Origin of the sequence: Acidovorax radicis N35, from assembly GCF_000204195.1 — a bacterium.
Lineage (GTDB): Bacteria > Pseudomonadota > Gammaproteobacteria > Burkholderiales > Burkholderiaceae_C > Acidovorax > Acidovorax radicis.
The window spans coordinates 657,100-679,760 of record NZ_AFBG01000021.1 but is presented as its reverse complement, the minus strand read 5'-3'; the positions used below and the strand labels follow the sequence as shown (position 1 = coordinate 679,760).

Genomic DNA, 22,661 nt, shown 5'->3' with positions numbered 1-22,661 from the left:
TAAGTCCCTCACAAAACCGCCAGTGCCGCGATCCGGCCCTGGCGGTTTTTTTGCTTTCATCCGTGCTGGCACACATGCGCTGTGGCGCGGCAGCGACGGTGCTGGGATGTCACATGCCGTTGGCTGGTCCAAACCGACCGCACAGCCGCGCCAGCAACAACAAGATACGCGTACATACAAATTGTGGCGGCTTGCAACCTGCCCCCATGAAAAACTGGCCGGCCATGCCTTCTCTCGGAGACTTCCGTGGCCCTTCCATCCCTGCGCAGCCTGGTGGTGCGCTTTCTGCTCAGCCGCCTGCGCACGGCACGGTCGGTGGCGCGCCTGGCGTACCGCCGCAATGCCCACAAGCCTGCGCTCATCGACCGGCGTGGCACCCTCACCTACGCACAGCTGCAAGAACGTGTAGAGCGGCTGCAGGCCTGGATGCAGGCGCAGGGCGTGAAGAAGGGCGATGTCGTGTTCACCCTGCTGCCCGAGACTGGCGAACAGTATGAAACCCGGCTCGCCACGTTCGAGAACGGCACCATCTTCGCGAGCTTTCACAAACACCTGCCGGCCGATGCGGCGCTGGCCACCATGGTGCGCGTCAAGCCCGTGGTGCTCATCCACGACCCGCTGCTGAGCGCGCCCATCCTCCAGGCCGTGCGCGAACAACTGCCAGGGATACACCTGCTGGCGCTGGGCGAAGACTACGAGCAGGCGCTGGCGCAGCACGCCCCCGCACCCGGCACGGCCACGCTGCACGAAGACGATATCTTCGCGCTGCACATGACCTCGGGCACCACGGGGCTGCCCAAATCCATCGGCTACAGCAACCGCAAGTACCTCGACAGCGTGCGGCTGATCTCCCGGTCCATCGACTTCCGGCCCCCCGCCAGCCGCCAGGATGTGAACATGCTGGGCTTGCCACTCACGGGGCCGGGTTCCGGCCTGGTGCTGCCCACCTTGCTGGCGGGCGCCACGCTGGTGATGCCGGAAGACTTCAGCGCCGCCACCCTGGCCGCGTTGATCCAGAAGCACCGCGTCTCCCGCGCATTTCTGTCGCCCTCGGCCATCATCGACCTGCTCGACGAGCCCACGCTGGGCCAGTACGACCTCTCGTCCCTCACGCACGTGCCCTACGGTTCCGAGATGATGCCGGCGCCCAAGATCGCTGAGGCCATCCGCCGCTTCGGGCCGATCTTCCAGCAAGGCTACGGTTGCCTGGAGGCACTGCCGCCCATCACCTGGCTGCTGCCCCACCAGCATGTGGACGCGCGGGGCCAGCCACTGGGCAATGACATCCTCTCCACCGTGGGCCGGGTGATGCCCGGGGTGCAGGTGGTCATCCGCGACGAACAGTTCGCGCCCTTGCCGCTGGGCCAGATGGGCCTCATCACCGTGTTGACGCCGGTGCGTTTTGACGGCTACTGGCTCGACCCCGAAAAAACCCAGGAGACGCTGCGCGATGGCTGGGTGGTGATGGGCGATGTGGGTTACTTCGACGCAGCCGGCTACCTCCATGTGCTGGGCCGCAGCGCAGACCGTGTCCTGCGCCATGGGCAGTGGCTCAACCCCCGCGAGGTGGAAGAGGTGGCGCACACGCACCCCGCCGTCAAGGAGGCGTGCCTGGTGCAGCATGGCGCCACGGCCGTGCTGGTGCTGAGCCTGCGCCAGAGCTGGCGCACCGGGCACGACCGGCTGGCGCTGGAGCACGACATTGCCCAATACTTGGCGCACAAGCTGCCCACCGCCCAACAGCCCGACGATGTGCGCATCGTCGAAGAGATCCCCCGCAGCTTCCTCAACAAGATGCTGCGCCGCGAGGTGCGCCTGATGCTGGAGGCCGCCCCGCCCCGCGTGGCCCATGCCCCCGCCACCGCAAGCCCAACGGCGCCTCTTTCGGCCGCGCATCCATGACGGGCCCAGCCACCCGGCTCACGCTGGGCACCAAGCTGAGCTACGCCACCGGCAATGTCGGCCTGCAGATGCTGATTGCCGCCATGAACTTCATGCTCATGATCTTCTACACCGACGTGGCCCTGGTGGCGCCCGCCGTGGCGGGTGCGGCCCTGCTGGTGGGCAAGGTGTGGGACACCGTCAACGATCCGCTTTTTGGCTGGGTGACCGACCGCACACGCTCGCGCCATGGCCGCCACCGGGTCTACCTGATCTACGGCGCGCTCCCGCTCGGCGTGGCGGCGGCAGCTGTGTGGATGGTGCCGCCGGGCCTCAGCCCCTGGGCCGCCTTCCTGTGGATCGCCCTGACCTACACGGTGTTCGACACGCTCATGACCCTGGTGCAGCTGCCCTACCAGGCCATGGCCGCCAACATGACCCGCGACTACGACGAGCGCACCAGCCTCACAGCCTACGCGTCGATGGGCGCCCTGCTGGGGTTTTTTGCGGGCAGCGTGTTCATGCCGATGCTGGTCCGGGCAGCGCCGGACGCCCGCACGGGCTATGCGCTGGCGGGCTCGTGCTTCGGGCTGGTCGCAGGCGTGGCGATGGCCGTGGTGGCCTGGCGCGTGCGCGAACCAGCGGGCGATCCGGTGCGGCCCGCCGACGCCGATAGCCCCGCGATGTGGGAGTCCGTGCGCGAAACCTTGCGGACTACGCTGCACAACCGCCCCTTCCTGATGCTCATGTCCGCCGCAACGCTGGTGCGCCTGGGCCTGACGCTGGTGCAGGCCTCGCTCGCGTATTTCGTGATCTACCAGCTGCAGGGTGACAAGGGCGACCTGCCCCGCTTCATGGGCACCCTGCTGGGCGTGGTGGGCCTGTCGCTGTTCGTATGGAAGCGCGTGGTGGACCGCTGGGAAAAGAACCTGGCCTACATCCTGGGCCTGGTGTTCTGCGCGGCCGGGCTGGTGGCGCTGTACTGGGTGGGCCCGGGTGACCAGCGCCTGGTCACGGCCATCTTGGTGGTGGTCGGTATCGGCATGGGTTCGCACTGGATCGTGCCTTTTGCCATGGTGCCCGACACCATCGACCACGGCCACATGCAGACCGGCGAGCGCAAGACCGGCATGTACTACGGCCTGTATGGCCTGATGGACAAACTGGCGCGCACGCTGGCCACCGTGCTGGTGGCAGGCATGCTGGACCTGACGGGCTACGTACCCAACGTGGCGCAGTCCGCCACGGCGCTGCAGGGCATCACGCTGATGACGGGCATCCTGCCAGCGGTGTGCCTGGTGCTGGCGATTCCGCTGCTGGTGGCCTATCCGATCACCCGGTCGCGCCACGCGGAGATCTTGCGCCACAGTGGCACGCCCTGAGAACCTGCAGACGACCGGGGGTGCACGGCTGGCCGCAAGCCGGGTGTTGCCAGATCATTCCAGCCAGCGGACGTTCTGCAGAATCTCGTCGAAGAAGCTGCGCAAAGTGGCGGCAGGCATGCTGTAGGGGTCAAAGTCGGCGGTCCCGGAGTATTTCAGGAACATCTGACGGTTGGCCTCAAGCGAAGCGATCAATCCCATCGACCAGCCGGTGAAGCGCCGATGAGGGATCTCGCTCAAATCGAGGACTGCCGTGTCGCGGTGGCGGCCGTCCTTCAGCAGACGGTGGTACAGCGCGTTGACGGCAGCACGGTCACCTTCGAGCAGCTGCAGAAAGATGCCGTTGTTCAGGCACAGGGCTCCCGTGATCCCGGCGCGGGTGTTGTTGCGCTGTGATGCCCCCAGGATGTCCTTGACGTCTGCAGGTCCCAGCACACGCGAAGACCGGCTCGCGTAGATCAGTTGTATCAACATGTATGTCTCCAAAACGCCGAGTGTGTCAGCGCTGGCCCCGCTGGGTTGCCTGCGGTGGAATAACCCCTCAAAACCCGTCGGCAAACCCCACCGAAGCCTCTTGGCCCACCACAGACGGGGCCTGCGTGGAGGGTCTTTGCGCACAGCGGCACCACTGCCAGAGGGGATCGTGTAACTTCCAGCAGCCCAACTCGGTATGACACCCATGACGGAAATGCCGCCCCCCAAGCCTGCCGACGGAACCCAGATACAGGCGGCGCTTTGCAACCCCCAGCGCCTGGCTGCGGTGCGCGAAACCGGCTTGCTGGACAGCATCGCCGAAGAGAGTTTTGACCGATTGACCCGACTGGCCTCCAAGATCACCGGGGCTCCTGTCACCTTCATATCGCTGGTGGACTCCCGCCGCGATTTCTACAAAAGCACGTTTGGCATGGGCGCGCCGTTGGACACCCAGCGGCAGCTCACCGGGCGGACCTTCTGCCACTACGCCATGGTTTCCGAAGGCCCCCTGGTGCTGGAAGATGCCACTGTGCTGCCGGTATTTCGAGACGTCCCCACCGTGGCGTCACTGGGGGTGCGCGCTTATGCCGGCATTCCCCTGAAAAACGAAGCTGGCGAGGTACTTGGCAGTTTCTGCGCCGTGGATTTCAAGCCCAAGCAATGGACGCAGCAGGACATCGAGGTCTTGGTCGAACTGGCCCACTCCACGATGCGCGAGATCCGGCTGCGCAGGGCGCTGCAGAGCGCCGAGACGCTCAACCAGCAGCTGCTCCAGCAACTCCAAAAGGTGGACGAACTGAACCTGGCCCTCAACGAGCTGGCCCGGACCGACCCGCTGACGGGCCTGCGCAATCGGCGCGCGTTCGATGACAGCCTGGAACTGGAGCTGGCCGTGGTGGAGCGCACGCGCTCGCCCCTGAGCCTGCTCATGCTGGACGTGGACCATTTCAAGCAGATCAATGACAACTTCGGCCACACCGCGGGAGACAAGGTGCTACGGTCGATCGCGCAAGTGTTGAGCGGTTGCGGTAGGATCATCGACATCGTGGCCCGTGTGGGGGGAGAAGAATTCGCGGTGATCCTTCCCCACACCGACGCGACCGGCGCACACGAAGTCGCCCAGAGAATGCGCGTTGCGGTGGCCCAGGCGAGCTGGCTGTGCCAGCCCACCACCATCAGCATCGGTGCGGCCAGCCTGCGAGACGCAGAGAGTGCCCGCAGCCTCTTCGCGCGGGCTGATGCAGCGCTGTACGCAGCGAAAAGATCCGGAAGAAATCGCGTAGTGGCAGCATAGGCTGGCACACCAGGTTTTCACAGGGGCCTTCCTTCTTGCTTCAATCCTTGAAAGCGGTGCTATGCCGAGAATGTGCGCTCAGCGGGGCGGGACATCGAAGGCCGAGGCGTCCACCGTGGCCACCGAACGAAATGCGGGCCTGGCAAACAGATAGCCTTGCATCAGGCTGATCCCCACATCCCACAGGAAGTCGCGTTCTGCGGGTGTTTCGATACCTTCGGCGACGACCTTGATGTTCATCTCCTCGCACAGGCGCACCAGGCTGCGCACGATGGCCTGGCGGGCGCGGTTGGTGTCCACGTTGCGGATGAGGTCCATGTCGATCTTGATGATGTCGGGCTGAAAATCCGACAATAGCTTCATGCCTGCGTAGCCCGCTCCGAAATCGTCAATGGCAGTCTGGAAACCACAGCGCTTGTACTCGCGCAGGATCTGTGCAAACCAGGGGCCGTCCTCGATGCGCTCGCCCTCGGTCACCTCGAAGATGATCTGCTCCAGCGGAAAGCCATGCGCTCTGGCCGCCTCCAGGGTCGTGCGGATGCACACCTCGGGCTTGTAGATCGCGTTGGGCAGGAAATTGATCGACACCGGCTGCGCCAGTCCCAGCTCGGCCGCGCCCTTGATGGCCTTCACCCGGCAGGCCTGGTCAAAGCGATAGCGGTTGTGGTCGTTGACCTACGACAGCACAGTCATCGCGCCCTCGCCACCAGGCCCTCTCACCAACGCTTCGTGTGCAAAGACTGCGCGGCGCTCCACGTCCACGATGGGCTGATAGGCATAGTCAAACTGAAACCCCAGCCCCACGGCCTTTCCGCAGTCCTCGCAGTCTTGCGAAGTGCCGCCGAGCGGGATGAAATCAGCAGGAAACGAAGAATTGGCCTGGGAGGAACGAAGCGCGCGCATGGCTCGGATTTTCCATTCGATTCAAAAATGATGGCGTGGGGTGGAATTTGACCTCATGCAGGCCTCTGCCTGCAAATGTCCGCGTGCGATTTCAGACCTTGGGGCCGCACCCCGATTCGACGACCACTGTTTCAACACAAGCAGCGATTTGAAGCCCTGAGAACGTCTTCACGGTCTTGCAGGGGATCGTCAACACGTTCTCAGGCACTGGGCGTTGGCCCCACCGGCTCGGGCGGCAGCACGCCACGCATCGCCAGGCAAAACGGCTGCGCGCATTCGGCCCGCGCGGCGTAGGGGCAGCCCACCGTCTCGCACAGGCCTGACGCCCCGTTGCGCGCCCGGTCTTCCTCGCGCGGCACCTGCCCGCTGGCTTGCAGCACGGCCATCTGCGTCCAGGGGTCCATGCGCAGTTGCGTCAGCATGTCGCGGCCATACACGGTGGCGGGCAATTGCGGCTGGAAATCCATCACCAGCAAGGCACTGGTGCGGGGGGCCGATACCTCAAGACCCTGCAACACCAGCGCAAACACCCCGGATTGCAGCGACTGCGCGTTCCCCGTGAACGGCACCTGCAGCAGCGCCACCGCAGGGGGCACCGCAGCGGCCGCCGTGGACGCAGCAGATGCCGACGCCGCCGCACCCGAGGGCGCCTGCGACGCCAGCCACAGCACCGGCACGCGCAAGGTCAGCGCAAAGCCGCGCGGGCCTTCGGGCGTCTGCACGCTGCCCTGGCGCACCAGCCAGGTCTGCAGCGGGGGAGCATCAGCGTCCACCGCACCGCTTTCCAGCGCCTGCGCCAGCCCGATGGGCCAGGGCTGGGCGGCCGTGACCCGCTGGGGTGCCCCGCTGCCCGCCGTGAGCTGCGCTACCAGCGCACCCACCATGCGCATCAGCGGCGTGCCCAGCCCTGTGGCAGGCCAGTCGGCGCCCGACACCGATGTGGCAGAAGGGGCGGACACGGCGGGTGCTGGCGCTGGCGCCCCCACGGGCAGCGGCGGTGGTGACAAAGGCCCCCGCAGTGCACCACCGGGCCGGGCACCCGAGGCCGCAGCTGCGGCGGCACGGTCTGCCCCTTCGCGCCGTGGGTCAAAACCTGCACCGAGCTGCTCGCGCGCCTGGGCCGAGATGCTGGCCTTGTCGGCCGGGGCAGGCAAAGGCCCAGCGGGGGGGCTGGGCGAGGTGGGTGTGGGGGGGGGGCGCGCTCGGGTCGGCCGTGGGCAGCGGTGCGGGCGCTGGGGTGGGCTTGTCCAGCCCCAGCAACGCCGACTGCCGCTGCAGCGCCGCCTCGGCCAGAAACTGGGCCACGGGCGGCAGCGCGCTGCGGGAGGGGTCGATGGGGAGGGGCATACCGTACGTGCAGAGGGATGCCCGATTCTGTAGCGATTCGACCGGCGTGAACAGGGCGCGCCGCCCACAGCGCGGCAGTTCATTAATTTGCTATTAAATATATAGCTTAAAATACAATACAGTAAAGCGCCATCGGCCTATTTGATTCAAAATTTGATCACCCCGCTGGTCCGCCCAACGCCAGCACCCCGTGGTTTCAAACCCCGCCATGCCCCAGCACCCCACCCTCCCGTTATCCAACAACACGCCAGGCCCCAGACCAGCGCCTCACCGCTGGGTCGCACCCGCCCTGCTGGGCGCAGTGGCGGGATTTCTGCTGTTCAGCGCGTGGATCTTTGCACCGGGCTGGGAGCGCGCATTCCGCTCCGACAACTCGCCCGCATCGTGGCTGTCGAGTGCGCTGCTGCTCACGCTGTGCATCACCGCGCTGCGCCTGACGGCCGAGCGCTGCCTGCCCTGGCGGCTGGGCGTGTGGCTGGTGCTGGCCTTCGGCGCGCTGGCGCTGGACGAGCAGTTCATGCTGCATGAGTTGTGGAAGTTCCGCTGCCACGAATGGACCGATGCCTGCCGCTGGAGCGCCGTGCGCGAGGCACCGATGCTCGCGGTGGCCGGGGTGGGCTTGGTCACGCTGGCCCAGCTGCACCGGGCACTATCGCACCGCAGCAGCCGCTACATGCTATGGGCAGGGTTTGCCGTGGGGCTGGCGGCGGTCGCGGTGGACCAGTGGCCCGAGGCGCAGTCGCATTGGCCCTGGTTGCCCGAGCTGCCGGAGTTGCTGGCCACGCTGGAAGAGGCTTTGGAGGTGATGGCGGAGGCGCTGGTGCTGGGGGCGTTGTTGCGGCAGCCCCAGGTGGGCGGCAAGCCGCAGTAAAGGGCTGGGTGCGCGCCTCAGTCCCCCGTGCGCCGCCACACCAGCCCCAGCGCCCTGACTTTTTGCCAGGCACTGGCGCGTTCGTCCGAGAGCACGTCCAAAAAGTCTGACAAGCGCTTGGACTTGGCCATGGTGTACACCGTCAGCGAGGTGGTCAACACAAACACGAGGGCAAAAATCCCCAGCTTGCGACCTACCGGGGCATCGGCCTCGGCCAGCAGGTTCATGCCCAGGAAACCCGTGGTCACGGTGCCGATCAGGCCAAAGATGGTCACGACCGTCAGCCGCACGACGGTGTTGGCCTGGCGGCGCAGGCTGTCGGCGTCCAGGTACTGGTTCATCTCGCCAATGCGCTCCTTGACCTCCGTGTACAGCGGGTCCAGCCCGAGATGGTGGGCGCACATGTGAAACAGCGCGCGCACCTGGGCCTGCTCGGACACCTCGTGAAACCAGTAGCGGTGCGTGAAGCGCAGAAAACTGGCAAAACTGTCGCGGATGGTGCGCTTGAAGCGGCGCACGCTGGCGGCGTCGGCAATGTCCAGATTTTTCAGCGCCTCGGCCAGCCGGTCCGAGAACATCAGCAGCGCCGCTTTCTGGAAATGCGCAATCAGGAACAGCAAAAAATGCTGGTGCCGGAACTGCGCCAGCACCCCCCGGTCGCGGCAGACAAAAAACGGGCTGTTGGCATCGCCCAGCACCAGCAGCGAATGGCCGCTGCACAGATAGCGTGTGTGGGGGGCAGCGCCGCTGCCGCTCCAGAACCGGTCGTAGCAGAACCGCTTTTCAAAGTCGGCCAGGTGCTCTTCGGCATACGGCAGGCTGGCGTCGTCGCCCGGCCTGGCCGCCCCGGTCACCAGTCCGAGTCGGACAAAGTCGCTGCGGCTCAAGGCGCGGGGGTCATCCAGCGCCAGAAAGGCCAGCTGCGGCATGCGGTAGTACTCGATCTGGCGATAGCGCAAGGGGCCGCTGCGCTCGGAATGGTCACTCACCAGGGGCTCCAGCAGCCAGGCCCAATGGGCCGCGATGCGCGGGGCACGATAGCTGCTGACATGGGCCATGAAAAGGTCGCGCTGGTTGGCGTCAGACTGGGCCAGCACCTGCCCGGCGGCGTCCAGCCATTCGGCGCTGTACAGGCAATGCTGGGCATGGCCGTCCGCATCCCAGCTGGCGGGGTAGCCACGGCCGAAGCGGTACAGCAGCTCCTGCGCCTGGGGCAGCGCCAGGTCGCGGGCGCTGACCTCGACATTGAGCAGCACCAGATCCAGGTCGAGAAAAAAGTACAGGTCCACATGGACGATGTCGAGCGTGATCGGCGGCGTGCCGGGATGCAGCACTGCCCGCACGGCGCTGACGTCGCTGCGCCGGAACACCCGCATCGGCGAGCCCGTGGCGCTGCTGCCTTTCTGGCTGCGGCCTTCGCCATACAGGAAGCGCTGCACATAGGGCAGGAAGGTCACGAATTCGTTGTAGTGGCGTTCGTGAAAACGGCCGCTGTCGCCGGTGAATTCATCCACCACCTCGCGCCAGGGCGAGGCCTCGCCCATGTCCGCCAGCACCTGCCAGGGCTTGGCGTGCCGCCCCTCGGAGCCCCGCACCGGCATCAGGCGCAGGGGCCACAACAGGACCTGGCGCAACTCTCGCACGCAGGCGGGATGGGACTCAGCGGACATGGAAGGGCCTTTCGTGGGGTCGGGGCTGCATGCCAGGCGCTGGCGGCAGACCCCATGGGCGATCTCTGAACGATGCTACCCAAAACAGCCGGGGACAGGGGACTTGCACAGGCCATCGGCAGGTTTCGGGCCACAGCGGGCCGCCCCGCAGGGCCCGCTCAGGTGCACTCCTGATCCACCCAATACCCCGCCCGGAACCACTGGCCGTTGATGTTCAGGTACCACCGCCAGTCAAAAACCGGCTCAAAGCTCATGCCACCCGGCGCAGGGGTGTCGATGCGCAGGATGTCGGCCACGCCGTCGCGGTCCACATCGATCTCGTGCACCATCACCGCCGTGTTCTTGCGCTGGGGCTTGTCGCGGATGGGCGGGTCGGCGGGTTGCATCCAGCTGGTGGCATAGCGCCGGGTCTTTACCCTCACGGCATCGGGCGGCAGCTTGCCGGGCACGACCAGGCGGACCAGCACCTCGGCGGTGTCGGACAGTTTGGCGTAGCCACGCACAGGGACCGTATCGTCCTCGTGCGGGTCGTCGAAGCCCTTGCCGGGGTAGTGGCCGCCGCAGTAGTGGTCGGCATTGCTGATGTCCCAATAACGCTGGCCCAGGGCCCGTGCGCCGACCAGCCCCTGGTGGGTGATGGCATGCAGGGTGAGCGCGGGGGCAAAGGCCAGGTCGGCAGACCCCACGTCCCAGAAGCCGGTCACAAACTCGATCTCGGGCCCCATGTGGCGGTTGAAGCTGCCATGCGGCGCGCCGGTGGGGACCACGCTGATGCGGGTTCCCGCCACCGCCGCCAGGCCATCGGCATCCGTTTCGTGCAGCAGGGCCACGCTGGCGTGGGTGCGGAAGTACGACGGGGCAATCGCGGGCAGAACGGGCCGCGTGGCGAGGGGAGCCACGGCGGGGATGTGGTCCACCGCGCGGGTGGCCAGCTTCAGGTCGACGAGCGGGTCCACGGGCTCGCCCCGGTTGATCTCCTGGTCCGGCCGCAGCTGCACCCCCGCGCGCAGCAGCTTCTTGGCGGCTTCGAACTCGGGGCGTACCGGGTACACCACGGGCGCCTCGGGCGGGTGGGTCTTGGTCAGGGCGCTGATCTGCAGCGATGTCGGCCGGGGCAAGGCGTTGCCATAGGCACGCAGCCGGTTGGGCGATGGTGCCACCCAGAAGGCGCGGGCTGCGTCCTTGCCCGCCTGGGCCAGGGTCAGGGGCTGGTCAGACAGCAGATTGCAGGACACATGGGCTTGCAACGGTGCCGCCAATGCGGGGCCGAGGCGCACATCGCCCCGGTAGAGCACGGCGCACCAGCCGTCGCGCTCAGTGAGCTGCTCCAGCGCAGTGTTGGCCGGCACCTGGGCCAGCACGCTGGCTTGGGCCTGGGCCGACTCGCGCAGGTTGACCCAGGAGCCCTGTACATAGCGCACCTTGGCGGGCGCCAACTGCGGCGCGCCTGCAGTGGAGCCCTGCGCCAGGGCGCTGGCGCTGGCAAGCGCGGCCACAACCGACAGTGCCCAAGCAGGCGCTCGGCTGCGATGGTGTGTCCACATGGTGGTGCGCCCCGCTCAGGCCACGGCGGCAGGTTCGGCCGCTGCGGGCGCAGCCGGTGCCTCCACCACGCGGGCCAGCAGCGCGCCGGTATAGCGCGCAGGCAGCGGAATCCACACGCGCACCGGGTTGCCTTGCGCCACCGCCACCGGTTGGCCTTCCGCATTGCGCATCTGGTCCAGCCGCACGGTGATGTTGCCGCTGGGGTGCACCACTTCGATCAGGTCGTCCACCGCAAAGTGGTTCTTGGTTTCGACCAACACCCAGTCGCCTTGCAGCCCCACTTCGGCCTGCCCCTCGGCGCCCAGCACCTCGCCCGCAAACTGGCTGCGCTGCGTGGCCGAGTGGCCGTTGATGTAGTTCTGGTAGTCGTTGCTGGGGCGGCGCTCCAGCAGGCCGCCGGTGTAGCCGCGGTTGGACAGGCCTTCCAGCTCGATGAGCAGCTCGGGGTTGAAGGGCCGCCCGGCCACGGCGTCGTCGATGGCGCGGCGGTAGACCTGGGCAGTGCGGGCCACGTAGTACAGGCTCTTGGTGCGGCCTTCGATCTTGAGCGAGTCCACGCCGATCTGCGCCAGGCGCGCCACGTGCTCCACCGCGCGCAGGTCCTTGCTGTTCATGATGTAGGTGCCGTGCTCGTCTTCCATGATGGGCATCATCTGCCCGGGGCGGCCGGCCTCTTCGATGAGGTAGACCTTGTCGGCCTTGGGGTGGCGCTCGCCGTTGCCGGTGGTCGATGCAAAGGACTGTTCGGCCTTCTGCTGCGCGGCCTCGAAGTTGAAGTCGCCTTCCATCTTCTGCGCAATGGCTTCGCCCGTGGTGGGGTCGATGTCGGCGTCGTGCGTGGCGTAGTTCCAGCGGCAGGCGTTGGTGCAGGTGCCCTGGTTGGGGTCGCGGTGGTTGAAGTAGCCGCTGAGCAAACACCGGCCCGAGTACGCGATGCACAGCGCGCCGTGCACAAACACTTCCAGCTCCATGTCGGGGCATTCTTGGCGGATTTTTTCGATCTCGTCCAGGCTCAGTTCGCGCGAGAGGATGACGCGCTCCACGCCCATCTTCTGCCAGAACTTCACGGCCGCCCAGTTGGTGGTGTTGGCCTGCACCGAGAGGTGCACCACCTGCTCGGGCCACTTTTCCTTGACCATCATGATCAGGCCCGCGTCGGCCATGATGAGGGCGTCGGGTTGGCAGTCGATCACGGGCTCGATGTCGCGCAGGTAGGTGCGGATCTTGTCGTTGTGCGCAATCAGGTTGCTGGTCACAAAGAACTTCTTGCCGCGTGCGTGCGCCTCGTCAATGCCTTGCTTGATCTGCTCCAGCCGGAACTCGTTGTTGCGCGCGCGCAAGGAGTAGCGCGGCTGGCCTGCGTACACCGCGTCGGCGCCAAAGTCGTAGGCGGCGCGCATCTTGTCGAGCGAGCCAGCAGGCAGCAGCAGTTCGGGGGCTTTGAGGGTGGTCATGGGGTGGCCCAATCTAAAATCGTCGGGGTCAGGTTCAGCGGGGCGTGGCAGGCATCAGCGGCAAGCCCGCGAGCATGCCTACGGCCTGCGCAGGAAACTCTTCGGCATCAAACGCCTTGTCGCCATCGGCGTCCTGCACGCCATTGGGCACCAAACCCTTGAAGTCGAACTGGCGCGGGTCCATGAAGTGCGAGGGCACCAAGTTGCGCAGGGCCACGGCCATGTTTTCGATGCGGCCGGGGTAGAGCTGCTGCCAGTCGCGCAGCATCTGGCCGATCTGCTTGCGCTGCAGGTTCTCCTGGCTGCCGCACAGGGTGCAGGGGATGATGGGGAATTGGCGGTGCTCGGCCCAGCGCGTCAAGTCATCCTCGGCCACATAGGCCAGGGGGCGGATGATGAGGTGGTCGCCCCGGTCGCTTTGCACCTTGGGCGGCATGCCCTTGAGCTTGCCGCCGAAGAACATGTTGAGGAAGAACGTCTGCAGCATGTCGTCGCGGTGGTGGCCCAACGCGATCTTGGTGGCGCCCAGCTCGTCGGCCACGCGGTACAAAATGCCCCGGCGCAGGCGGCTGCACAGGCTGCACATGGTCTTGCCTTCGGGGATGTGCTCCTTGACGACGCTGTACGTGTCCTGCGTTTCGATATGGAAGGGCACACCCACCTTCGTCAAATACTCGGGCAACACATGGGCCGGAAAACCCGGCTGCTTCTGGTCGAGGTTGACGGCGATCAGCTCAAACTTGTTGCCGTTGCGCTGCTGCAGCAAACGCAGCACGTCGAGCATGGCGTAGCTGTCCTTGCCGCCGGACACGCACACCATGACCTTGTCGCCGTCTTCGATGAGGCCGAAGTCGGTGATGGCCAGGCTGACCTGGCGCACCAGGCGCTTTTCGAGCTTGAGCGCGGCGTGGGCAGCGGCTTTGTCGGCGGCCTCAGCAACAGGGGTGTTGGGCAGGGTGGCGGTAACGGACATGGGGAGCGGGCCGGGGTTCTGGCAAAGAGTGCGGGCGAAAATTCAACCGAAGGCGTAAGGGTGCCGCAGAGTCATGCGCCCGGCAATGCGCCACCGCAGAGCAGTGACTATTTAACTGCTATGTTTTTTATAGCCAAAAGCGCTTTCTGGATAAGCGCTAGAGGCCAATTTTCTCCAACTTCAGGCTTCAGCAGGGTAGAACATCTTGCGCGTGGGCACGTTTGCAACCGCCTTGGCGATGGCGCCAATGTGGTCGGGCGTGGTGCCGCAGCAGCCGCCCAGGATGTTGACCAGCCCCTCGGCCGCGAACTCGTGCACCAGGCGGCTGGTGATCTCGGGCGTTTCGTCGAAGCCGGTGTCGCTCATGGGGTTGGGCAGGCCGGCGTTGGGGTAGCAGCTGATGAAGGTGTCCTCGGCCACGCGGTTCAGCTCCTGGATGTAAGGGCGCATCAGCGTGGCGCCCAGGGCGCAATTGAGGCCGATGGCCAGCGGGCGGGAGTGGCGCACGCTGTTCCAGAAGGCAGTCACCGTCTGTCCGCTGAGGATGCGGCCCGAAGCGTCGGTGACCGTGCCGCTGATGATCAGGGGCAGGCGCTGGCCGCTGTTCTCAAAAAATTCGTCGATGGCGAACAGCGCGGCCTTGGCGTTGAGCGTGTCAAAAATCGTCTCGACCAGCAGCACGTCGGAGCCGCCCTCGACCAGCGCTTCGGTCTGCTCGTAGTACGCGGCGCGCAATTGCTCGAAATCGACATTGCGCGCGCCGGGGTCGTTCACGTCGGGGCTGATGCTGGCCGTCTTGGGCGTGGGGCCCAGGGCGCCGGCGACGAAGCGGGGCTTGTCGGGCGTGGAATATTTGTCGCAGGCGGCGCGGGCCAGTTGGGCGGACTTGAGATTCATCTCGCGCGCCAGCTCGGCCATCTTGTAGTCCTCCTGCGCGATGGTCGTCGCGCCGAAGGTGTTGGTCTCGATGAGGTCCGCGCCAGCGGCCAGGTAGCGCTCGTGGATGTCGGTGATCACGTCGGGCCGGGTGAGGCTGAGCAACTCGTTGTTGCCCTTCACGTCGCGCGGGAAGTCCTTGAAGCGGTCACCCACACTGCCCGGGCCGGTGTAGCCCTCGCCCCGGTACTGCGCCTCGCCCAGCTTGAAGCGCTGGATCATGGTGCCCATGGCGCCGTCGAGGATGACGATGCGTTGGGCGAGGATGTCGGGCAGCTGCGCGGCGCGGGTGTAGTGAAGGGCTTGCATAGCCCCCTATTGTAGGAAGCTGGACTAGGCAGATGTCTGCTGTTCTGCATCGATGAAATCCGCGACTTCAGCACGGCCTGCTACGAATAGAGACCGCACGGCGGATCGTTACGGAAGTCAGAAAACCTCACGCAAATAAATGAGCCCGCGCGGAGCGGGCTCAGGATCAACCGGGCAACTGTGAAATCACTTGCCCTTTGGCTTGCTGCTAGGCCGTTGGGTCAGAGCAGAGGCGGCCACCGACTTCACTGCAGCCGGGGTCTTTGGGTTGCTCAACAGTTTGGATGCTGTTGAGGCGACGCGAGCAGATGTCTGCTCATTGGGACTTTTTTTGGTTGTCAAGATAGGTACCTTTTAGAGTTCAAGTGCAAGAAGGTGACAAGCGCCTTGGAAACACAGCGCTTGCCACCGAGGGTCAGACGAACAGTTCCATCTGGCCGGGGTGTGAGCGCCGGTGTTGACAAACGTGTTCCCGGCGACCAAACCGGAAACGGACGTACGCCCGCACAAAAACGCTCTTCCAATGGGCGTAGGCCATGCCAACTCCTTTGCGAAGAATGGAGGGGTTTTCACGTATGCCCGTGCACTGCGAACTGGTAATATCCGCCGTCTTCTCCAAGACGTGTTGTGCATGGGTGGTTTGGTAGCCCCTGTTCACCTCACCAAAGGCCCTTGAGTGTTAGCGCACTCCGGGGCCTTTTTCTTTGTTTATCAACTGGGTTGAGCGTGCTCCTGCAGTTGATCAGGAAACTGGCAGCGGACTTCAGCCTTGATGCTGCTGAGCAAGCGCCAGTTACCAGATTCAAAACGCACGCGCCCGGCCACGATGGTGGGATGGATGCGCAACTTGTCTGCCAAAGCAATGGCGGCATCCATCGTGGGCGAACTGATCAAATCTGACGCCAATAATTCGGCGCGAGGAATCAGGATTTCTCGGGCGCCTTCGTCGGCTTCGCATTCCTCTTTGGTCTGCTGATGGATCTTGTCTTCAAGGTTGTCCGCGATGAAAGAACGATCCGCGTCCAAATGCTCTTTCACGTGTATCAGCTCGTGCAACAAGGCGAACCAGAAGTTATCGAGCCGGTTATGTCTCAGCGTCAATGCCACGACGGGACGATCCCCATCCAGCATGGCCGCACCATCAAGATAAGTCCTGTTGAAGTGGTTCTCGAACACCAGAGCAATGCCCATGTCAGCCAAGAACTCTTGAGCCAGACGGGGCCCTTGCTCAAAGCGGGAAAGACGTGCCAACTCTTTCAGGCGTTCGTCGGTCAAGCTACCCTTCACATACACTGACTTGAACTTGATTTGGCGAGCTTTTTTGAGCACAGCCACATGCCAGGCCAGCAGCCCATAGTCATCCATCAGACGGCTGCCGCTTTGGTGCATTGGTGCACGCAGCCTTGCTTGCTGGGTGGGGTGTAGCTGGATGCCGCGCATGAAGGAACGAATCAATTCCTCGGCGTTGTCCTTGGCTTCTCGAAGCGTACCCCGGAAGCCTTCGAAGTAGCCGCGATTGAGCATGTCCTTGATGGGGAACTTGGTTGTGTCGTACGGGAGCGGATCGGTCAGATCAAACGTATCTCCGGACTCAGCAAGCAGCACATCCGCGGGAATTCCCAAGCCTTGATGCAGCTTGCGGATCATGGCCAGGTTGAGTGGGCGCTTTCGTGCCAACACCTCAGACACCTTGGGCAGCGAGCCCATGTAGGGCACCAGATCGACCTTCTTGAGCCCTAACTGATCCATTCGAAACCAAATGGCCTCAATCGGATCAGGAGCCACGGGCTCGACTTTGCTGCGCTCGTAAGACTCAATGACCAAGGCCAGCAACTCCAATTCCGCTTCCTTGCTGGAGCCCGGCGCCAATTCTTCGTCCATCAAAGCCGACAGACGAACGACAGCCGCATCGTAATCACGCTGCGTCTTGATCACTTTCACCTGTTGCTTCATATCCGTTCCTTTCATTTACCGAGTCCAACTCAAAACTCCACCTTGTCGTACTCGGCATGTGTGCCAACCCACTCAATCAAGACCAAGCCGTTTTGGTACTTTGCCTTTATGACTAGTCGGTAAGCATTCCCTTTGATGTTGAAAATCACCTTGTTGTCTGCCAGAAAGCTGGCACTGGGATATCGATTCTTAATGTCCTGCGGACCTGTCCATTGACTGCGTTCAGCTTCAATGCGCCAAGCGTCAAGCGGCCCACGTGCGTCAGCGTGTTTGAGTTTGAATTCGTCGAGCTTGATGAGACCAAGTAGTTGCATGATGGGTCATGACTGTTCCCTCAGTCATGCGAAATGATACTTCCCTTTTTTTAACAAATCAAGTTACAAAAAAATGGGAAGTATCGCCATACACACCCCCCACGGTAGCGGCCAAAGTCACCTGTATGCGTGGAGCAAGCGAGCGTAAGGTGCGGAAAGCTGCGTGCGCCACAGCGCCCGACGCACAATAGGCCCCTTCGCCAGCGGGCACATCCGCTGCAAAAATATTGGTCAAATTGGCCCCCAGCGCTTGATAGGCAAGCGCAAGCAGCTATTAAATTCAGAGTATCCGCTTGTCTTCTCTTCCTTCTCCCGCGCTGCCTCTCGCCCACTCCCCCGCCCACACCGTCCTGCACGACGTTTTTGGCTACGAGCAGTTTCGCGGCCCCCAGCAGGACATCGTCGAGCATGTGATCGGCGGCAGCGACGCGCTGGTGTTGATGCCCACGGGTGGCGGCAAGTCGCTGTGCTACCAGGTGCCGGCCATCGTGCGCCAACAGCAGGGGCGCGGGGTGACCATCGTGATCTCGCCGCTGATCGCGCTGATGCACGACCAGGTGGGCGCGCTGCACGAGGCAGGGGTGGATGCCGCCTTTTTGAACTCCACGCTGAGTTTTGACGAGGCGCAGGATGTGGAGCTGCGCCTGCAGACCGGCGACATCACGTTGCTGTATGCGGCGCCCGAGCGGCTGAACACGCCACGTTTCCTGGGCCTGCTCGACAGCCTGTACCAGGGCGGACACCTCTCGCTGTTTGCCATCGACGAAGCGCACTGCGTGAGCCAGTGGGGCCACGACTTTCGCCCCGAGTACCGCGCGCTCACGGTGCTGCACGAGCGCTATTCGGGCGTGCCGCGCATCGCGCTCACGGCCACGGCCGACGACCTTACACGCGCCGACATCATCGAGCGGTTGCAACTCGAAGACGCGCGGCTGTTCATCAGCAGCTTCGACCGGCCCAACATCCGCTACCGCATCGAGGAAAAGAAGGACGTCACCACACAGCTGCTGCGCTTCATCGAGCGCGAGCACGTGGGCGAGGCGGGCGTGGTGTATTGCCAGTCGCGCAAGCGCGTGGAAGAGCTGGCCGCCACGCTGTGCGACGCGGGCCTGACCGCCCTGCCCTACCACGCGGGGCTGGACACCAAAGTGCGCCAGAAGAACCAGGACCGCTTCCTGCGCGAAGAGGGCATCGTGATGGTCGCCACCATCGCGTTCGGCATGGGCATCGACAAGCCCGACGTGCGTTTTGTGGCGCACGTGGACATGCCCAAGAATATCGAGGGCTACTACCAGGAGACCGGGCGCGCAGGCCGCGACGGGCTGAACGCCGATGCATGGATGGCCTACGGCCTGAACGACGTGGTCAACCAGCGCCGCATGATCGACGAGAGCCCGGCAGGCGAGGAGTTCAAGCAGGCGCTGCGCGGCAAGCTCGACGCGCTGCTGGCGCTGGCCGAGGCCACCGACTGCCGCCGCGTGCGGCTGCTGGCCTACTTCGGCGAGCAGTCCACGCCCTGCGGCAACTGCGACAACTGCCTGACACCGCCCGCGATCTGGGACGCCACCGACGCGGCGCGCAAACTGCTGTCCACCATCTACCGCGTGAACCAGGCCAGCGGCATCAGCTTTGGCACCGGGCACATCATGGACATCCTGCGCGGCAAGAAGACCGAGAAGGTCGCGCAGTTCGGGCACGAAAAAATCTCCACCTTCGGCATTGGCGCCGACCTGACCGAGCCCCAGCTGCGCGGCGTGCTGCGCCAGCTGATCGCCACGGGCGCGCTGGGCCTGCAGAAGGTGATGCTGGACAGCGGCCACAGCTTTGACACCCTGTGCCTCACCGAGGGCTCGCGCGCCGTGCTCAAGGGCGAGGTGCCGGTGCAGCTGCGCGAATCGGTGTCGTCCGCACCGGCCAAGCGCACGCGCAAGGGCAGCGCCCCCCCGGCCGCCGCGGCCAACCTGGGCCCAGATGCGCAGGTGCGCTTCATCAACCTCAAGTCCTGGCGCGCCGAAGTGGCGCGCGAGCACAACCTGCCCGCCTACGTGATCTTTCACGACGCCACGCTGGCAGCGATTGCCGAGCGCAACCCGACCACGCTGGACGACCTGCAGGGCATCAGCGGGATGGGGGCGAAAAAGCTCGAGGCCTATGGCACGGAGGTGCTGCGGGTGGTGGGCGCAGGCTGAGCACGGCCAGCCTTACCCGCGCGGGGCCTGCAGGGTGTGGGCGTGCGCGCGCGCGATGTTCCTGAAGCCTTCCGAAATCCGCCCGTCCAGGGACGCTTCACGCCAGAACGCCAGTGCCAGCGCCTGGGCCTCGGGCCACACATCGAGCGTGGCCGCCGTGGGCACTTTTTTCTCCAGGGCCAGGTCCTGTGGCACCAGCTCGCCCGCGATGGGCATGTACAACATGGGCAGCACGTCGTAGGCGGGTGACAGGCGCCAGTCGTCCTCGACCAGCACCAGGGAGATGTTGCCGTAGTGCCGGTCGGTATTGCCAATCAGCACGCCGTAGGCCTCGAGCAGGCGCAAGGCACGCGCATCCTCAGGGGTCAGCAGGCCGCGTGCCTGCATGCGCAGTGCAGTGGCGGCCCAGTGGTCCATCTCGCCCACGTACTGTGCGTCGTAGACCATCAGCGACACCATGCCGATGCGTCCGGGCGGCGGGCCATGCAGCCTGCCCACCCACGGTGAGCACCGGTCAAAACGTTCGGATTCAAGAAAGACCCGGCCCTCGCGCACAAAGACCGCCGTGTTTGCGGCGGGCAGGCCGGCCTGGCCCAGCACCTTGAGGGCCAGGTGTTCGCACAGCAGCAGGTCGCGCGTGCGCTGGTCGGCCGGGCTGTCCCCGCTGCTGGAGAATTTCACGATCACGCTGCGCCCCTGCGTGACGCAGCAGAACTTGGGCTGCTCACCGCCGGCCGAAGAGCCCGGTAGCTGCCCTTGCAGCGCGCTGCGGGCGAGCTGGGGATAGTCGTCCGCCGAGGTGGCGCGCACCAGGCGTTGGCCCAGGGTGTGAAATCGCTCCAGCGACGCATTGCCCACGAGCAGGTTGCCTGGCAGGTCCTCGCCGCGCAGCGCCAGGGCGCGCAGCACATCGTCGTCGGACCAGTGGCGCGGATCCACAGGCAACTGCAGATCCGGGTGCAGCTGCGCAAAGTTGCGGCCCATGAAGCCCTGGGGCCGCATGTCGGCCAGAAACCAGGGCAGGCTGTCGTGGCGCTCGCTCACACCGTCTTCTTCGTCCACCCAGAACGCACCACCCGGCAGGGGCACCATGCGGCCAAAGGGGGCGGGGACCCCGGCGGTATTCACCCGCATGATGGGGATGTCGTCGCCCACGCCCGCCACCGAGCGCGGCAGCAGATAGCGCTGCGATCGCGCCGCGCCCACCTTGCGGACCTGGCCCGTGCGTACCAGCGGCATGAGGGCCCGCGACACCGTGGGCTGGCTGACGCCCAGGTCGGCCACCAGGGCAGCACTCGTTGCCACGCCGCCATGGCGGCGCAAGACGGCCAAAAGGTTTTCAGCGTGGGGCGTCGGGCGATTCATGCATGATTATATGAATAGATAAAAATCACACAAACCCCTATAAAAAAGCACATTTATGAATAGATATTTTTGCTTCTCGCAATGACTAGGATGCCCGTGTCCGCAGGGCCCGGATGCCGTCAGAAAACCGCCGCAGCGTGGGCGTGCTGTCACCCGGCGGCACCATCAGTTCAATGAGCTGGAAGCGCCCGCGTTCGGAAAACGCGGCATCGAGCGCCGCCTTGAACTGGGCGCGCGTGTGCACCCGGTGGCCGCGCCCGCCCAGCGCGTCGGCGGCATCGGCCAGGTGCCAGTCGCCGAGCGCGGCGCAGCGCGACGTGGTCTGGAACGCGCGGATCATCTCCCAGGTCTGGTTGTTGAGCACGATGGCGATGGGGTCCAGCCCCAGGCGCGGGCAATTGCCCAGCTCCCAACCCGTCATCTGGAAGGCGCCGTCGCCCACCAGGATCAGGCTGCGCTGGCCCGTGGCCACCTGGGCGCCAATGCCGGCCGGCACCCCGAACCCCATGGACGCGTAGTAGCCCGGCGCCACCAGCGGCGTGGGCAGCAGCTCCATGGCGGCGAACAGGCAGTCGCCGATGTCCGAGACGATGTTCATGGGGCCGTGCGTGCGGATGCGGTCGTTGAGCGCGCGGGAGAGGTCGGCCGCACACACGGGCGCATCGTCGGCCACCAGGCCTTCGGGGCAGAGGGGCGGGGGTGGCAGCGCGCGTGCCATCGCAACGCCTGCTTCCAGGGCACGGGCCAGCAACGCCTCCACCAGCGCGGCCAGGGGGATGTCCGGGTACAGGTGGTGGCCCACGCGCGCCTCGCGGTGCGCGGCGATCAGCGCGCGGCGGAAGTCCATGCGCTGGGCGCTCACGCCGAAGTTGCTGTCCGACAGGATGGCGCCCAGCATCACGGGCAGGTCGGAGTCGTCCAGCAGCGCGCTGGTCTCCGGTGCGCCCGCCACGCCCAGGTAGGTGCCGTGGAAGGGCACGCCGGCATGCCCCGCGTCCTCGGCCAGCAGGCCCCGGCCCATGAAGGTGGTGAGCACGGGCAGCTGCAGGCGGCGCGCGAGTTCGGCCACGCGGGCTTCCAGGCCAAAGCGGCGCACCTCCACGTCCACCACCAGCACGGGGCGCCGGGCCGCCTGGATGCGGGCCATCCATTCGTCGGCGCATTCGGCCACGGCGGCCGCGTTGAACGGGCTGGGGGGCAGCACCGGCACCTCGGCCATGGGGTGCAGCGTCATGTCGCGCGGCACCTCGATGAGCACGGGCTGCGAGTATTCGCGGCAGCTGCGCAGCACGCGGGCAAGGTCGGCTGGCGCGGTGGCGGGGTCGGACAGGCGCACCTGGTCGCAGGTGATCTCGCGGAAGATGCGCCACTGCGAATCGACATGGCGCACCTGGTGGTGCAGCACCAGGCCGGAATGAGCCTCGACCTCGCCGGGGCAGCCGGCCAGCACCACCAGCGGCGAGCGCTCGGCATAGGCCCCCGCCACCGCATTGACCACGTTGAGCGCGCCCGCGCCGTAGGTGACAGCCACCACGCCCAGCCCGCAGTGCATGCGCGCGGCGGCATCGGCGGCAAAACCCAGCGAGGGTTCGTGGCTGAGCGTGACCAGCGGCAGGATGCCGCTTTCCTCGATCTGCGCGAAGAAGGGCAGGATGAAATCACCGGGGATGCCGAAGATCTCGCGCGCGCCGTGGGTTTTGAGCGCGTGCAGCAGCTGGAGGCCGAGGGGGTTCATGGAGGATTTCCTGACAAGGTGGTGCCGGTGTGCGGTGGTGGCGCGAATGATCCGCGCGGGCCGCGC

The 22,661-nt window shown here is 65.4% G+C and carries 17 protein-coding genes and 1 pseudogene; 5 read left to right on the top strand and 13 right to left on the bottom strand.

The window, feature by feature from the left end:
• Positions 1 to 246: 246 nt before the first annotated feature.
• Complete coding sequence (locus ARADN35_RS0120085; RefSeq protein WP_010465351.1) at positions 247 to 1,902, top strand: class I adenylate-forming enzyme family protein; 1,656 nt, start codon at positions 247 to 249, stop codon at positions 1,900 to 1,902.
• Positions 1,899 to 3,263 (top strand): MFS transporter, encoded by a 1,365-nt coding sequence (locus ARADN35_RS0120080; protein ID WP_010465350.1) that lies wholly within the window; start codon positions 1,899 to 1,901, stop codon positions 3,261 to 3,263. Before ARADN35_RS0120085 ends, ARADN35_RS0120080 begins: the two co-directional genes overlap by 4 nt.
• Positions 3,264 to 3,317: 54 nt before the next feature.
• Here the strand turns inward: ARADN35_RS0120080 and ARADN35_RS0120075 are convergent, their stop codons facing one another.
• Positions 3,318 to 3,737: a BLUF domain-containing protein gene (locus tag ARADN35_RS0120075; protein WP_010465348.1), complete on the bottom strand. Its 420-nt coding sequence runs from the start codon at positions 3,735 to 3,737 to the stop codon at positions 3,318 to 3,320.
• 196 nt (positions 3,738 to 3,933) lie between these two features.
• Between ARADN35_RS0120075 and ARADN35_RS0120070 the strand changes: the two genes are divergently transcribed.
• Positions 3,934 to 5,031: a sensor domain-containing diguanylate cyclase gene (locus ARADN35_RS0120070; protein WP_244265928.1), complete on the top strand. Its 1,098-nt coding sequence runs from the start codon at positions 3,934 to 3,936 to the stop codon at positions 5,029 to 5,031.
• A 78-nt stretch (positions 5,032 to 5,109) separates the two neighbouring features.
• Here ARADN35_RS0120070 and ARADN35_RS26625 read toward each other — a convergent pair.
• The 3 genes and pseudogenes from ARADN35_RS26625 to ARADN35_RS28585 form a co-directional block, all read right to left on the bottom strand.
• A pseudogene (locus ARADN35_RS26625) lies at positions 5,110 to 5,934 on the bottom strand (EAL domain-containing protein).
• Between the two features lie 200 nt (positions 5,935 to 6,134).
• On the bottom strand, positions 6,135 to 7,088 hold the full coding sequence (locus ARADN35_RS0120060) for a hypothetical protein (protein WP_010465344.1): 954 nt from the start codon (positions 7,086 to 7,088) through the stop codon (positions 6,135 to 6,137).
• On the bottom strand, positions 7,021 to 7,281 hold the full coding sequence (locus ARADN35_RS28585) for a hypothetical protein (RefSeq protein ID WP_010465342.1): 261 nt from the start codon (positions 7,279 to 7,281) through the stop codon (positions 7,021 to 7,023). The genes ARADN35_RS0120060 and ARADN35_RS28585 overlap by 68 nt, the downstream gene beginning before the upstream one ends.
• Positions 7,282 to 7,489: 208 nt before the next feature.
• On the opposite strand from ARADN35_RS28585, the gene ARADN35_RS0120055 reads away from it, so the two are divergent.
• The gene (locus tag ARADN35_RS0120055; RefSeq protein WP_010465340.1) at positions 7,490 to 8,152 is read left to right on the top strand and encodes a hypothetical protein; all 663 of its coding nucleotides are present in this window, start codon (positions 7,490 to 7,492) and stop codon (positions 8,150 to 8,152) included.
• Between the two features lie 17 nt (positions 8,153 to 8,169).
• Here the strand turns inward: ARADN35_RS0120055 and ARADN35_RS0120050 are convergent, their stop codons facing one another.
• The 7 genes from ARADN35_RS0120050 to ARADN35_RS0120015 all read right to left on the bottom strand — a co-directional run bounded on the left by ARADN35_RS0120050 (position 8,170) and on the right by ARADN35_RS0120015 (position 17,306).
• On the bottom strand, positions 8,170 to 9,822 hold the full coding sequence (locus ARADN35_RS0120050) for a hypothetical protein (protein ID WP_010465338.1): 1,653 nt from the start codon (positions 9,820 to 9,822) through the stop codon (positions 8,170 to 8,172).
• 158 nt (positions 9,823 to 9,980) lie between these two features.
• Positions 9,981 to 11,366 carry an SH3 domain-containing protein gene (locus ARADN35_RS0120045; RefSeq protein ID WP_050812556.1) on the bottom strand — a complete coding sequence of 462 codons (1,386 nt, stop codon included), beginning with the start codon at positions 11,364 to 11,366 and terminating at the stop codon, positions 9,981 to 9,983.
• A 15-nt stretch (positions 11,367 to 11,381) separates the two neighbouring features.
• Complete coding sequence (gene trhP, locus ARADN35_RS0120040) at positions 11,382 to 12,821, bottom strand: prephenate-dependent tRNA uridine(34) hydroxylase TrhP (RefSeq protein ID WP_010465335.1); 1,440 nt, start codon at positions 12,819 to 12,821, stop codon at positions 11,382 to 11,384.
• A 34-nt stretch (positions 12,822 to 12,855) separates the two neighbouring features.
• A complete protein-coding gene (gene ttcA / locus ARADN35_RS0120035) occupies positions 12,856 to 13,794 on the bottom strand; it encodes a tRNA 2-thiocytidine(32) synthetase TtcA (protein WP_010465334.1) in 939 nt (312 codons plus the stop codon).
• 180 nt (positions 13,795 to 13,974) lie between these two features.
• Positions 13,975 to 15,039 carry a homocysteine S-methyltransferase family protein gene (locus tag ARADN35_RS0120030; RefSeq protein ID WP_010465332.1) on the bottom strand — a complete coding sequence of 355 codons (1,065 nt, stop codon included), beginning with the start codon at positions 15,037 to 15,039 and terminating at the stop codon, positions 13,975 to 13,977.
• Positions 15,040 to 15,750: 711 nt separating this feature from the next.
• Positions 15,751 to 16,992, bottom strand: a complete 1,242-nt coding sequence (locus ARADN35_RS0120020; RefSeq protein WP_010465331.1) for an ImmA/IrrE family metallo-endopeptidase — start codon at positions 16,990 to 16,992, stop codon at positions 15,751 to 15,753.
• A 29-nt stretch (positions 16,993 to 17,021) separates the two neighbouring features.
• The gene (locus ARADN35_RS0120015) at positions 17,022 to 17,306 is read right to left on the bottom strand and encodes a type II toxin-antitoxin system HigB family toxin (RefSeq protein WP_010465329.1); all 285 of its coding nucleotides are present in this window, start codon (positions 17,304 to 17,306) and stop codon (positions 17,022 to 17,024) included.
• A 293-nt stretch (positions 17,307 to 17,599) separates the two neighbouring features.
• Between ARADN35_RS0120015 and recQ the strand changes: the two genes are divergently transcribed.
• The gene (gene recQ, locus ARADN35_RS0120010) at positions 17,600 to 19,495 is read left to right on the top strand and encodes a DNA helicase RecQ (RefSeq protein WP_010465327.1); all 1,896 of its coding nucleotides are present in this window, start codon (positions 17,600 to 17,602) and stop codon (positions 19,493 to 19,495) included.
• Between the two features lie 12 nt (positions 19,496 to 19,507).
• Here the strand turns inward: recQ and yjjJ are convergent, their stop codons facing one another.
• Together yjjJ and ipdC are read right to left on the bottom strand one after the other, a co-directional pair.
• Positions 19,508 to 20,860, bottom strand: coding sequence for a type II toxin-antitoxin system HipA family toxin YjjJ (gene yjjJ / locus ARADN35_RS0120005; RefSeq protein WP_029414225.1), 1,353 nt, complete (start codon positions 20,858 to 20,860; stop codon positions 19,508 to 19,510).
• An 85-nt stretch (positions 20,861 to 20,945) separates the two neighbouring features.
• Complete coding sequence (gene ipdC, locus ARADN35_RS0120000) at positions 20,946 to 22,595, bottom strand: indolepyruvate/phenylpyruvate decarboxylase (protein ID WP_010465325.1); 1,650 nt, start codon at positions 22,593 to 22,595, stop codon at positions 20,946 to 20,948.
• Positions 22,596 to 22,661 lie beyond the last annotated feature (66 nt).

Bases quoted from the DNA above. Each gene is read 5' to 3' on its own strand.
- ARADN35_RS0120015 (WP_010465329.1), bottom strand. From the start codon at position 17,306: ATGCAACTACTTGGTCTCATCAAGCTCGACGAATTCAAACTCAAACAC.
- ARADN35_RS0120045 (WP_050812556.1), bottom strand. From the start codon at position 11,366: ATGTGGACACACCATCGCAGCCGAGCGCCTGCTTGGGCACTGTCGGTT.
- ARADN35_RS0120055 (WP_010465340.1), top strand. From the start codon at position 7,490: ATGCCCCAGCACCCCACCCTCCCGTTATCCAACAACACGCCAGGCCCC.
- ARADN35_RS0120070 (WP_244265928.1), top strand. From the start codon at position 3,934: ATGACACCCATGACGGAAATGCCGCCCCCCAAGCCTGCCGACGGAACC.
- trhP (WP_010465335.1), bottom strand. From the start codon at position 12,821: ATGACCACCCTCAAAGCCCCCGAACTGCTGCTGCCTGCTGGCTCGCTC.
- ARADN35_RS0120080 (WP_010465350.1), top strand. From the start codon at position 1,899: ATGACGGGCCCAGCCACCCGGCTCACGCTGGGCACCAAGCTGAGCTAC.
- ARADN35_RS0120020 (WP_010465331.1), bottom strand. From the start codon at position 16,992: ATGAAGCAACAGGTGAAAGTGATCAAGACGCAGCGTGATTACGATGCG.
- ARADN35_RS0120030 (WP_010465332.1), bottom strand. From the start codon at position 15,039: ATGCAAGCCCTTCACTACACCCGCGCCGCGCAGCTGCCCGACATCCTC.
- ttcA (WP_010465334.1), bottom strand. From the start codon at position 13,794: ATGTCCGTTACCGCCACCCTGCCCAACACCCCTGTTGCTGAGGCCGCC.
- yjjJ (WP_029414225.1), bottom strand. From the start codon at position 20,860: ATGAATCGCCCGACGCCCCACGCTGAAAACCTTTTGGCCGTCTTGCGC.
- ARADN35_RS28585 (WP_010465342.1), bottom strand. From the start codon at position 7,281: ATGCCCCTCCCCATCGACCCCTCCCGCAGCGCGCTGCCGCCCGTGGCC.
- ipdC (WP_010465325.1), bottom strand. From the start codon at position 22,595: ATGAACCCCCTCGGCCTCCAGCTGCTGCACGCGCTCAAAACCCACGGC.
- ARADN35_RS0120075 (WP_010465348.1), bottom strand. From the start codon at position 3,737: ATGTTGATACAACTGATCTACGCGAGCCGGTCTTCGCGTGTGCTGGGA.
- ARADN35_RS0120050 (WP_010465338.1), bottom strand. From the start codon at position 9,822: ATGTCCGCTGAGTCCCATCCCGCCTGCGTGCGAGAGTTGCGCCAGGTC.